Here is an 11,558-nt window from a genome sequence, read left to right as displayed (position 1 = left end):
TTTTGGGATGATAGCTGTCCCGGCCGCCGCCCGGGTAAGCGGAAGCGAAGATATTGTCGCTGAGCCTGTTTACTGCTGCATTGACGACTCGCACGAGGTGGTTTTCGGGGATGTCTTCCTCAAGATCCATTGGCAGGGTAAGTTGGTCCATGGTATATTGAATGTACAAAGAAATCGCTCCTTTGGGGATGGTTGCTGGTACTTCCATTTTACCAAAATGCGGTTTCTTTTTGTTTTTCATGCGCAAAAAAAAGAAGGGCTATCTCTCAGGTCAGTTTATGACCTTTTGAGACAGCCCCTTTTGTATTAGCCGATAAACTGCTGTACCCAGCCGCCTTTGTAATAGGACATTCCGATATATTTGTAATGCTTGTTCATGATGTTAGCGCGATGACCGGGACTGTTCATCCATGCCGTAACGACCGCTTGGGGCGTCTTTTGCCCTCTGGCGATATTCTCACCGGCATAGTTATAGGTGATTCCGAAGGCTTTCATCATCTTGAACGGGGAACCGTATATCGGCGATATATGGTCAAAGTAGTCATTTGTGTATAAGTCGATCGCTTTGGCTTTCGCCACCGCGGAAAGTTTAGTGGAAAGGGTTACCGGCTTCAGACCTGCTTTTGCACGATTCCTGTTGACGAGAGTGACGACCTGCTTGGCATAGGTGGTTTGACTTTGCAACGTTTGCGTTGGAGAGCTTACTTTTACGCCGGCTGTGATTTGAATCGCAGGAGTCGAGGCGGAAGCTTGTCCACCGGATGTGAAGACTGCGGCCAATGACATGGATAACATTACTGCAAATAACGATTTCTTCATTTGTCCTCCCAGGGGGTAAATTCGTAACCGTGTGGTTACGTAGCACATAGTTATGAATTATAGGACTGGACCCTTCCTAATTGTGGATTATTAGGAAATCATAATCTAATTCTCATATTTTCGCCGATTCAAACAAAGGCCTGCTGGGTAAATAACTTCGGCCTCTGTTTTGTGTTGTAATAGACGGATACGTTCTGGGAGGGGTAGACAAGGTGAGAAAACGCCTGCATCGGATAGCAGGATTGCTGCTGCTGTTAGCAGCAGGATTGACGGCATGCAGCCCCGGGAACGAGCCCAGGCATCAGCTGCCGGCGGCAGCTGCGGAGGCCGCGGTCTCCAATGCCCAAGCGAAATCCCAAATGGCTTCAGTCGCGGTAAAGAAGCCCGGTTCAAAGGGGTTTTTATGGAAAATAACGGGCGGGCGCAATGCGGGGTATTTGCTGGGTACGATTCATGTGGCAACAGAAGAGATGTATCCTCTTGATTACGATCTGCAGCGGGCGATCGCCGAATCGGATCATGTCGCGTTGGAACTGGATTTGACCAAGGTTAACCAATTCAAAGCTATGAAGCTTGTAAATCAAGCTGCTCTATTGACAGACGGCAGTTCTTTAGAAGATCATGTATCGTCTGAGGATTATGTCAAGTTCGGTCAAGTGCTCAAAGAGAGGATGGGCGCAGGTACAGCGCTATTCGACAAATACGAGCCTTGGTATGCGGCGATGACATTGGAAGCTTTGCCGGCAATGAAGTATATGAATACAGACGGCATCGACAAATACATAGCCAAACAGGCGCACAAACACGGCAAAACCGTCATAGAGCTGGAGAGCGTGGAACAGCAGATCGGCCTCTTTGATCATTTCTCGAGTGAGCTGCAGAAGCTTTATTTTCATCAATCCATCGGCAATGCAGACCAGGCTGCCGAAGGGCTCGATCGGCTGCTGGACTTGTGGACAGCGGGGGAACCGGCGGAGCTGGATCAATTGCATGCGGAGTATGTGAAGCAAGGGAAGCAAACGATGGGCAAGCTGTTCAAAGATTTCGACAACAGCTTTCTCATCCGGCGCAACCGAGAGATCGCCGAAAAAATCGACGGCTTTTTATCGAATGGGGAAACGGGCACGTATATGGTAGCCGTCGGTGCCATGCACATGCCGGGCGAACAAGGATTGGTCTCTTTGTTGGAGGAAGCGGGTTATAAGTTAGAATTTATCATCTAAATTTGCATATCAAATAGGCCGCTGATCAGCTTTCGAATCAGCGGCCTTTCGCTTATCAATCATTTTTTACTTCAACCCAGCCCAAGCCGGCTCGTGAATTACTTTCCAGCGGTTGCGGATCATTTGGAAATCGCTGTCGCTAAGCTTGCCTTTGCCGGCGTACTCCATATTCTGCAGGAAATGCTCCTTGTCGGCGGTTCCCGTTAAGGCCATGTGAACATGAGGGAAGGAGAGCACAAAACGAAGGGAGATTTCGATCAGCTTATCCGAGCCTTCATTCATGAACGGATAGTCAAGCTTCTCGAGTCTTTTCACATAATCTTCCGGAGCATTCTCCGCGCCGCGGCGCTCCCAGACGACATTCGTGAGCGGGCGCTTGATCACGAGGCCCATATTTCGCTCTGCGGCCTTGTCCAAGAACAAGTCTGCCGACTCTTGGTCAGCCAGATTAAGAGACGTTTGCAGGACATCGAATACTCCCGTCCCGATCGCATAAAGCGCATCCGTACTGTCTCCGCTGTAACCGATATAACGGGTCAATCCTTGTTCTTTCAGTTTCTTTAATTCTTCAATCAACTCACCTTTCCGCAGTACCGCCTCCGAACAGCTATGAATGAACATGAGATCAACATAGTCCGTTTTCAAATCTCTCAAAGATCGCTCTATACTCGGCTGTACATTCCGCACATCCCAGTCCGGATAAGGAAGACCGCGGCTTTGCCCTTCTCCCAATTTGCTGAACAAATAAAAGTCCTTCCTCCGGTGAGACACGGTTTCGCCGATCATGGCTTCGCTGGCCAGGTAAGACGACGCCGTATCAATAACATTCATCCCGCGGTCCAAAGCCGTGTTAAGCAGCCATGACACATCTTCGTTGTTTTTGTTCTCGCCTTTCATTGCGATTTCATAACCGCCGAAGCCGACTACCGATACATCCATATCCGTTTTTCCGAGTCTGCGTTTTTCCATTATATGTTCCACCTCCATACGATTTACTTTTTATTACCCGTACGTGCAGCGAGTACTCGTGTGAAGGGATTAAGGAATACACATTTAGCCGGGTTATGGGCATTGACCGGCGGGTTGGTGTATATTGGACACAAAGGAATAGTAGAAGGAGGCTCCATGATGATTCTCGTCGGGTTGGCGGGATGGGGCGATCATGACTCTTTATATCCGCAGGGCACATCCCCGAAGGACAAGCTGCGCGAATACAGCATCCATTTTCCGGTTGTGGAGGTGGACAGCACCTTTTACGCGATACAAACACCGGACAGATTTGCCCGCTGGTCGGCGGAAACACCCGACAGCTTCCGCTTTATCGTCAAAGCTTTTCAGGGGATGACGGGTCATCAGAGAGGTGCGGTTAGTGCTGACAATGCTGACGCAATGTACGCTGCTTTCCGTGAATCGTTACGGCCGATTGTCGGGACAGGTAAATTAACCGCGGCGCTATTTCAATACCCGCCCTGGTTCGATTGCGCGAAGGAAAATGTTCGAACGCTTCGGGATACGAAAGAGCGGATGGACGGCATACCCTGCGCTTTGGAATTCCGGCATCAAAGCTGGTTTGCCCCCGAATACAGGGAGAAGACGTTGGCTTTCATGCAGGAGGAGGGATGGATTCACAGCATTTGCGACGAACCGCAGGCGGGAATCGGATCCGTACCGACAGTACTGCAGGCAACGGATCCTGAAGTGACAATCATTCGCATGCACGGGCGCAACGTGTCCGGTTGGAATCAAAGCAGCGCACCGAATTGGCGTGAAGTCCGCTATTTATATCAATACAACCAACAGGAGTTAACCGAGTGGACCGCGCACATCGACCAATTGAAGCAGCACACCAAACAAATCTGTGTAATTTTCAACAATAATTCAGGCGGCCATGCCGCCTGCAATGCCAAAGAGTTGATGACCATGCTAGGGCTCGAAACACCGGACATCGCACCGCCGCCGACGCAGTTGGATTTGTTTAGTCCTTAACTTCCCTTTGCTCGATATCCCATTCGCTCAGGCAGCGCATTTCAGGCCCTTTGCTCGATATCCCGCTCGCTCAGATTGATCTCAAACCAGCTAGCTGGCGTCTGAGCCTACGGGATATCGACAAAAGGTGGCGGAAACGAGCTAGCTCGCTTGCTGAGCGACGGGATATCGGCAAAAGGTACTGGACGACGAGCTGGCGTCTGAGCGACGGGATATCGACAAAAGGCGGATCAAAGGCAATGTGGATTATAATGGGTACATGACTATATTTCGATGAGCAGTTGGAAAGGAAGATTATGCAGATTATCAGATTCGGAGTTATTGGCACAAATTGGATTACTGAAGCCCTCATTGCAGCTGCTAGCGACTCGGGCGAATTCGCCCTGACGGCGGTGTACTCACGTACTGAGGAGCGGGCGCGGGAATTCGCGGCGAAGCACGGTATTCGGCATATTTTTACGGATTTGACGGAAATGGCGGCCAGCGCGGAGCTGGATGCCGTATATATTGCCAGCCCGAACTGTTATCACGCGGAGCAAGCGATCATCTTCATGGATCACGGTAAACACGTCTTATGCGAGAAGCCGATCGCTTCCAATACATACGAGCTCCGGATAATGATTGAAGCGGCCCGACGAAACGGGGTGCTGCTCATGGAAGCGTTAAAGTCCACGCTGCTTCCCAATTTCCGCGCAATCCAGGAAAACCTGCACAAGATCGGACCGATCCGGCGTTATTTTGCAAGCTATTGCCAATACTCTTCCCGCTATGACGCTTATAAAGAAGGCACTGTTCTCAACGCCTTCAATCCGAAGTTTTCTAACGGAGCTTTGATGGACCTGGGCGTCTATTGCATCTACCCCCTTGTCGTCCTGCTGGGAGAGCCGCATCGTATTCAGGCCAACGCCGTGATGCTTGACTCCGGTGTTGACGGTCAAGGAAGCGTACTTCTTCAATACGAACAGTTCGACGCGGCTGTCCTTTATTCGAAAATAGCGAATTCCTATTTGCCCGCTGAAATCCAAGGAGAGAACGGAACGATCCGGATTGATCGAATCAATATTCCGACAAAAGTAGAACTCCAATACCGTGATGGAACAATCGAGGATTTGACGAGAACGCAAGACAAGGACAGTATGTTTTACGAGGTTCAGGAGTTTATCGATCTCATCGGACGAGGACAAAAGGAATCTTCAACGAACTCCTGGGCAAACTCTCTCAAGGCAATGGCAATTATGGATGAGACTCGCAGGCAAATCAGGCTCGTATACCCGGCTGACGACCGCAACTGAGGTGCAAAAGTGACGAATTGCCCGATCTGCGGCCAAACGAACAACTGCGGAAATCTATCGGCCGACACGGAGCCATGTTGGTGCACCCAAGAGAATTTCCCGGAGAAGTTATTCGCTCTCGTCCCGCCCGAACTGCTTAACAAATCTTGCATTTGCAAAGCCTGCCTCGATCGACATAACCGCCAAGAAGTATCATCATCTGAAGCGTGACGGCAAATTCCCCATACTGATACTAGCCCGCTGCTCCATTGGGAGGCGGGCTTTATCTTGTTTATTTTACATATGATGGATGTAGTTATCCGTTTGCGGGGGGAGGAATTCTGTGTGCATGAAGTTGTTGCGGTTATCGGTAAAGGACGGCTAGCAGACCTTGTATATAAAGAGCTGTCAGAGCTGTCAGAGCTGTCAGAGCTGTCCGGTTCATATCAGCTGATACGCCGAAAGGGGATCAAATCTGGCATTCCTAGGGCGGCGAAAATTTGTTTGGTTCTGAATGAAGAGTATCGTCCGTCAGATCATCTGGAAGCTGAAAAAGTGTTGCGGCAAGCCGGCATTCCTTGGTTGAGCGGTACTGTTGTGAACAATGAAGGCATAGTCGGTCCGTTGGTCCGGCCGGGCAATCCGGGTTGCTCTCACTGCGCGGATATGAGACGCCTTATGGCAGAGCGAAACCGGGACATTAGTGTGGATCTGCAAATGAGTCTAATGAATGACGAGGTCATTAAACAAGATCGAGCGGCATCGCGTTGGGGATTGATTCAGATGAGCTGCTTGATCTGTGCTGAAGTGCGGAGAGTGTTCCAAGGCGCTCCGACTCATACGGAAGGGCGTATGTATTTTGTGGACCTCAATTCGTTGAACAGCTCACTGCATTCATTCCTGCCCGATCCGTTATGCGAAATATGCGGAGGAATACCCATCGATACGTCGGAAGCAGCCCGAATTTCGCTTAACCCAAGCCCGAAGATCGGTTCCGATACCTATCGCTGCCGGTCGATGGAAGGGTTGGCGGAAACATTGCTAAAAGACTACTGGGATGACAGGACCGGCCTGCTGAATACCAAAACGACTGATCCCTTATCTCCATTTTGTGATGTTCTTGTGAGTTTGCCATCGGTATTAGGCAATGAGCTGACGGCAGGTCGCTCGCATTCTTATAAACATAGTGAGTTCACCGCCGTATTGGAAGGACTCGAACGATACTGCGGAATGACGCCCCGAGGAAAGAGGGCCGGTATTTACGACTCTTATCAGAATCTTGCGGACAAAGCGCTTAACCCCGTCACGGTCGGGCTTTACTCTGCAGAACAGTATGCATTGCCTGATTTTCCGTTCGAACCTTTCGATGCTTGTGCTCCCATGAAATGGGTATGGGGTTACTCGTTCATGCAGGACCGTCCCATACTTGTGCCGGAGCAGCTCGCTTATTACAGCACAGGTTTCGGCGGCAGTTTTGTTGCCGAAGGTTCGAACGGCTGCGCGCTGGGCGGTAGCTTGGAGGAAGCCATATTTTACGGCATGCTGGAAGTGGTGGAGCGGGATTCCTTCTTGCTGACCTGGTATGCGCAGCTGCCGGTTCCCAGGCTTGACCCGTATTCCGCTCACGATTCGGAATTGCTCCTTATGATTCAGCGGCTGGAGGCAGTCGCCGGATATGAATTGTTTCTATTCAACACAACGATGGAAAACGGCATCCCAAGCATCTGGCATTGGCCAAAAACAAGAATTTGACGGGTGCCAACCTGATCTGTGCCGCCGGTGCTCACCTGGATCCGATACGAGCGGCCAAAGGCGCGATTTTCGAGTTGGCCGCCCACGCCAAGTACCTTGACTACATGTCTGCGAGCAATCGCGAGGAATATGTTCAAATGCTTGATGATCCGTATCTTGTAAGCGAGATGCCGGATCATGCCTTGTTGTACACGATGCCGGAAGCGGAGGAGCGGCTGCGATTTTTGCTGGAACCAAACCGGCCGCTTTGCACATTCGCCGGCGAGTTCGAACAACGAATCTGGAATTCGGATTTGACGGAAGACTTGAAGTCGCTTCTTCAGTTGTTCCACCGCTTAAATCTCGATGTTATTGTTGCCGATCAAACAACGGCGGAAACGAAAAGAAACGGATTGCATTGCGTGAAAGTCATTATCCCGGGAATGCTGCCGATGACGTTCGGGCATCACCTTAAACGCTTAGCAGGCTTGGGAAGGGTGCTCACAGTTCCAATGAAACTTGGATTTACGCAGCATTTGCTTTCAAGCGATGAACTCAATCCGCACCCGCATCCATTCCTGTAATCCCATCTTCGTTTCATGTGCAAGCCGGGCAAATGCCTGGCTTTTTCTTTTGTATCAGCGAGATTTATTGATTGAATTTACCTCGTACAGTGTAAAAAATGATATCTCGTCAAGGAGTTGGTACCGAATGAGCATCCGTCACAATCCGTACATGCCCACCATAAGCAAGCATGACATCTATAATCCGTCAAATGACAAAACCTACGAAACTCTTCTTCATTCAAATATGGGATATCAGTCCGCGGAGCAGCGACAATATGCGAGTGCGGAGGCTGTCTCTGACGGCAAGCCTTGGTCTAACCTATGTGGTGCATACGATAAACCGTTTGATTCATGGGATTCCGCCGGGAAAGGGGTATAACCTGCATGTCTATGACGAATATAAAGCAGCTGAAAATACTGCGGGAGCCCCGGCCGATTGATTTTGCAGAGACCGAACTCTCTCCGTATCTGGACAAGCAGCGTGGCGATGCCAAAGGGTTTAAGCAGTTCAAGCAAACGGCTGAGAAGCGCAAGGAATATAAAGACCGGGTGGACGCGGGATTCGGCAGTCTAAGCAAGTCCGCCGAACCTTATAACAGCGGCCATACTTCCGGTTGGGACGCCGGCCCATGGCCATGGCAGGTAATTCCCCAAACATAAGGGTGTATGACGGCAAGGAGGAAATTGCAATGGAACTATCGTTAAACAGTTGGTCGTTCGAGCGGCAGCTTGGACCTTTACGGCTGATCGAATGGGATACAGAGGCTAAGAGGAACTATGTGGAGATAGAACACAGACCGGAAGCGACAACGCTGCTCGGCTTGATCGTTAGAATGGGTATGGAATCTTATCAAGCGTTGGAGCTCGCGTATGTGCATCTTCGCGATATATCGGAAGATGCGCTGCGCGATCTTAAGAATGTCGCGGAAATTTCAGGAGTGCAGCCGGCGTCGCTGCTGCTCGATTTCGGCGACCTGTCGACGCCGGATCCGCTGCGCACACATGCCGATCTGCAGCTTTACAAGCAGTGGATCGACATTGCCGCTAAAGCAGGCTTTCAACGTGTCCGCATCCCGGCAGGCGAATCGGCGGCTCATGATGAAGCTGCCTTGAAGCAGGCCGCGGCCGGACTTTGCGAGCTTGCGGAGTACGGTGCAGACGCGGGGGTGCGCGTCGTGACGGAAAATCTGGGAGAGCTTCTGTCCACATCAGAGAACTGCCTGAAGCTGCTCGGCATGTGCCACGGCAAGATCGGCTTGACTGTGGATTTCGGCAACTTCAAGCGTAACAAGTATGAACAACTGGCCGAAATCATGCCATATGCGGAAACCGTTCATGCCAAAGCATCGGCCGACAAACATGGTATTATCGCGGAGGAAGATTTCCGCCGGTGTATCGAGCTGTGCAGGCAATCAGGCTTCAAGGGTCCGCTTTCTCTAACCTATCTCGGGTCGGGAAACACGTGGGAGAAGCTTGATGAAATGCAAAAATTAAGTGAGAGCGAGCCCGCTTTAATGGAGCGTTGAACTTATCCGGAAAAGCCAAAAATCTTTTCAACCGATCGCATCGGATGAAAAGATTTTTTGTTTGCGTTAGAATAACAAGATAGGTCTCATTGTCGAAGGAGTCGCATGGTGTCGATTATTTTGCGTTTGAAGGGCTTTAATTTTTTCTACTTCTCTCTATTCTCGCTTTTTATCTCTTTTCTGCCGATTTACGCTTCTCACGTCGGCATTGCCGAGACACACATCGGCTTCATGCTCGGCATGGGCAGCTTGATCAGCATCGTCTCCCAGCCGTTATGGGGAATGGTCAGCGACAAGTACCGTACGATCAAAAAAGTTCTGCTGATCATTCTGGCAGCGTCAGTGATCATAGGGACAGTCATGTATCAAACCTCTCACCTGTGGAGCTTGGTGGTCCTGGTAGCGCTTATGAACATTTTCTATCTTCCGACGGACCCCTTGGTGGAGAGTCTGAACTTTCAAACCACGCAGCGGGAAGGCGTGAGCTTCGGCTCGGTCCGGATGTTCGGGGCGATGGGCTTTGCCGTCACTTCGCTGCTCGCCGGTTATAGCATGCAGCACTTCGGGATGGGAAGCCTCTCGTGGATTTTCCTTGGATTCGGTACGACAGCGCTGCTGCTCTGTATGGGCCTCACGGACGTGAAAGCTTCCGCCAAACCGGCGCTGTTCGCTCATCTGAAGGAATTTTTTCTGCAATCGCATACGCTGACATTCTTCCTGATCGTGCTCATTGTGGCCATCCCGCATAAGATGAACGACACTTTTGTGGGCTTATATATGGAGCAACTCGGCGGCAATGTGCGGTTAACCGGTATATCCTGGTTCGTCATGACCATTACGGAAACGTTGTTCTTCGCTATAAGCTCCCGATTGATCAAGCCGGGCAGGGAAGGATTGCTCATGGCGTTCGCCGCGGGCATGTACGCGCTCCGTTTCCTGCTGTCGTCATTTGCGCAGCATCCTTACGAGCTTGTCGCCCTGCAGGTTTTTCAAGGCGTAACTTTCGTGCTGTTCTATGTCGGGGGTATGCAATATTTATATTCGATCGTACCGGAACAGTGGAAGTCTACCGGCCAGACGATGCTTACGGTTATGTTTTTCGGCGTATCGGGCATTATCGGCTCAACGGCCGGAGGCTGGTTAATCGAGGAATGGGGAGGCAGCGCCCTGTACAGGATTATGGCGATTGTCGCTGCGTTCGGTTTCCTGCTTAGTTTGAAATTGCTCAAAAGGAGGGCGTGAATATGGCGGATACACATGTTTATACGAGAAAAGAAGAAGTCGCCAACGCCATCACGCATGGGCTCGGGACTCTGCTCAGTATCGCCGGGTTAGTGTTGTTGATCGTGTTTGCCAGCATGGAGGGCACGGTATGGCACATCGTCAGTTTTACAATCTACGGAGTGACGATGCTGCTTCTCTATACCGCCTCTACTCTCGTTCACGCGTTTCCGGAAGGCAAAGTGAAGGACTTGTTCGAGACATTCGACCATTCCTGTATTTACTTGTTTATTGCGGGAACCTACACGCCGCTGCTGCTTGTTACGCTGCGGAGTCCGTTAGGCTGGACGTTGTTCGGGATTGTATGGGGGTTGGCGATCGCCGGAGTGGTGTTTAAAGCTTTTTTCACCAAAAAGTTTTTGGTGCTCTCGACCTTATTCTACGTGGCAATGGGCTGGCTGATCGTCTTCGCGTGGCAGCCGCTTCAAGTGCTGCTGATGCCGGAAGGCATTCGTCTGCTCATCATCGGAGGGCTTCTCTATACGGGCGGTGCGGTGTTCTATGTATGGCGGGGATTTCCGTATCATCATGCGGTATGGCATCTGTTCGTGCTGGCCGGCTCGGTGATGCATTTCTTCGCTATTTTGTTGTATGTTTTATAGGCTGTCAGCGTCATTATCCGGCCAAAATAAAATCAGCGCCGTCGCGGCTGCCTTTCCGGCGGCATTGCGTTCGGCGCTGTTCTCCGCGTGCTAGCGGACGAACATCGAAGGAGTGTCACTGTCATGCCTCACCTGCTGATCCGGGGAGTTACACCGGAACTAATCATTACAATCAGTAAGCCGTTGATTGAGGAACTCGCAAATGTATTCGAATGCCCTTCGGATCACATCTTGCTCGAGTGCCTTCATACAACCGCCATATTCGATGGGGCGTATGTCGCCTCTTACCCTTTTGTGGAAGTGAACTGGTTTGATCGGGGACGCCCGATCCGGGACCAAGCGGCTCAGTGCATTGACCGTCATTTGCGCTCGCTGGGCATACCCGAGATGGAAATCGCTTTTCGCACCTATGGAGAAATCGAAGCCCTAACAGCCGAGAACGCAAAGCTCAAGGACGAGCTCCGGAAAGCAAGAAAAGCGCTGCAGTTGAACTTGAACGGCTCAAGCGCCAACATGTCCAGCAAGCTGAGGGACGCATTGCGTGAGTAGAGTG

12 protein-coding genes and 2 pseudogenes are annotated in these 11,558 nt (G+C 50.9%); 11 read left to right on the top strand and 3 right to left on the bottom strand.

All coding sequences use genetic code 11. The annotated features are described in order from the left end of the window. Positions 1-169 (bottom strand): annotated as a pseudogene (locus tag SD71_RS25820) (IS1182 family transposase); the annotation flags it as partial. 137 nt (positions 170-306) lie between these two features. Beyond that, positions 307-819 (bottom strand): CAP domain-containing protein, encoded by a 513-nt coding sequence (locus tag SD71_RS05710; protein WP_052476000.1) that lies wholly within the window; start codon positions 817-819, stop codon positions 307-309. Positions 820-1,031: 212 nt separating this feature from the next. Here SD71_RS05710 and SD71_RS05705 point away from each other — a divergent pair, with 212 nt between their 5' ends. Next, complete coding sequence (locus SD71_RS05705) at positions 1,032-2,042, top strand: TraB/GumN family protein (RefSeq protein ID WP_041060802.1); 1,011 nt, start codon at positions 1,032-1,034, stop codon at positions 2,040-2,042. Positions 2,043-2,108: 66 nt separating this feature from the next. Here SD71_RS05705 and SD71_RS05700 read toward each other — a convergent pair whose 3' ends face one another. Then, positions 2,109-3,011, bottom strand: coding sequence for an aldo/keto reductase (locus tag SD71_RS05700; protein ID WP_041060799.1), 903 nt, complete (start codon positions 3,009-3,011; stop codon positions 2,109-2,111). A 159-nt stretch (positions 3,012-3,170) separates the two neighbouring features. Here SD71_RS05700 and SD71_RS05695 point away from each other — a divergent pair, with 159 nt between their 5' ends. The 10 genes and pseudogenes from SD71_RS05695 (at position 3,171) to SD71_RS05655 (ending at position 11,554) form a co-directional block, all read left to right on the top strand. Further along, positions 3,171-4,028, top strand: coding sequence for a DUF72 domain-containing protein (locus SD71_RS05695; RefSeq protein WP_041060796.1), 858 nt, complete (start codon positions 3,171-3,173; stop codon positions 4,026-4,028). 302 nt (positions 4,029-4,330) lie between these two features. Further along, positions 4,331-5,320, top strand: coding sequence for a Gfo/Idh/MocA family protein (locus SD71_RS05690; RefSeq protein ID WP_041060853.1), 990 nt, complete (start codon positions 4,331-4,333; stop codon positions 5,318-5,320). A 9-nt stretch (positions 5,321-5,329) separates the two neighbouring features. Continuing rightward, a complete protein-coding gene (locus tag SD71_RS22900) occupies positions 5,330-5,530 on the top strand; it encodes a cysteine-rich CWC family protein (RefSeq protein WP_082034071.1) in 201 nt (66 codons plus the stop codon). A 75-nt stretch (positions 5,531-5,605) separates the two neighbouring features. Further along, a pseudogene (locus SD71_RS05685) lies at positions 5,606-7,614 on the top strand (TOMM precursor leader peptide-binding protein). Between the two features lie 127 nt (positions 7,615-7,741). Next, the gene (locus SD71_RS23870) at positions 7,742-7,975 is read left to right on the top strand and encodes a hypothetical protein (protein WP_041060793.1); all 234 of its coding nucleotides are present in this window, start codon (positions 7,742-7,744) and stop codon (positions 7,973-7,975) included. Between the two features lie 5 nt (positions 7,976-7,980). Next, positions 7,981-8,256, top strand: coding sequence for a spore coat protein CotJB (locus SD71_RS05675; protein ID WP_041060789.1), 276 nt, complete (start codon positions 7,981-7,983; stop codon positions 8,254-8,256). Positions 8,257-8,285: 29 nt separating this feature from the next. After that, positions 8,286-9,122 (top strand): sugar phosphate isomerase/epimerase family protein, encoded by an 837-nt coding sequence (locus SD71_RS05670; protein WP_052475999.1) that lies wholly within the window; start codon positions 8,286-8,288, stop codon positions 9,120-9,122. Positions 9,123-9,227: 105 nt separating this feature from the next. Further along, entirely contained in the window at positions 9,228-10,364 is a 1,137-nt protein-coding gene (locus SD71_RS05665; protein WP_041060787.1) for an MFS transporter, read from the top strand. A gap of 2 nt (positions 10,365-10,366) precedes the next feature. After that, entirely contained in the window at positions 10,367-11,005 is a 639-nt protein-coding gene (trhA, locus tag SD71_RS05660; RefSeq protein ID WP_041060784.1) for a PAQR family membrane homeostasis protein TrhA, read from the top strand. A 123-nt stretch (positions 11,006-11,128) separates the two neighbouring features. Beyond that, positions 11,129-11,554, top strand: a complete 426-nt coding sequence (locus SD71_RS05655) for a DUF1904 family protein (RefSeq protein ID WP_082034068.1) — start codon at positions 11,129-11,131, stop codon at positions 11,552-11,554. The last annotated feature ends 4 nt before the right edge of the window (positions 11,555-11,558 follow it).

It is taken from the genome of Cohnella kolymensis (assembly GCF_000829465.1).
In the GTDB taxonomy this organism is placed as follows: domain Bacteria; phylum Bacillota; class Bacilli; order Paenibacillales; family Paenibacillaceae; genus Cohnella; species Cohnella kolymensis.
The sequence above is the reverse complement of the archived record's forward strand: the minus strand, read 5'-3'. Positions and strand labels throughout refer to the sequence as shown.

What these genes read in the sequence shown, in the direction of transcription:
- SD71_RS05710 (WP_052476000.1), bottom strand. Translation starts at nt 819, where the DNA reads ATGAAGAAATCGTTATTTGCAGTAATGTTATCCATGTCATTGGCCGCA.
- SD71_RS05700 (WP_041060799.1), bottom strand. Translation starts at nt 3,011, where the DNA reads ATGGAAAAACGCAGACTCGGAAAAACGGATATGGATGTATCGGTAGTC.
- SD71_RS05695 (WP_041060796.1), top strand. Translation starts at nt 3,171, where the DNA reads ATGATTCTCGTCGGGTTGGCGGGATGGGGCGATCATGACTCTTTATAT.
- SD71_RS23870 (WP_041060793.1), top strand. Translation starts at nt 7,742, where the DNA reads ATGAGCATCCGTCACAATCCGTACATGCCCACCATAAGCAAGCATGAC.
- SD71_RS05675 (WP_041060789.1), top strand. Translation starts at nt 7,981, where the DNA reads ATGTCTATGACGAATATAAAGCAGCTGAAAATACTGCGGGAGCCCCGG.
- SD71_RS05670 (WP_052475999.1), top strand. Translation starts at nt 8,286, where the DNA reads ATGGAACTATCGTTAAACAGTTGGTCGTTCGAGCGGCAGCTTGGACCT.
- SD71_RS05665 (WP_041060787.1), top strand. Translation starts at nt 9,228, where the DNA reads ATGGTGTCGATTATTTTGCGTTTGAAGGGCTTTAATTTTTTCTACTTC.
- trhA (WP_041060784.1), top strand. Translation starts at nt 10,367, where the DNA reads ATGGCGGATACACATGTTTATACGAGAAAAGAAGAAGTCGCCAACGCC.
- SD71_RS05655 (WP_082034068.1), top strand. Translation starts at nt 11,129, where the DNA reads ATGCCTCACCTGCTGATCCGGGGAGTTACACCGGAACTAATCATTACA.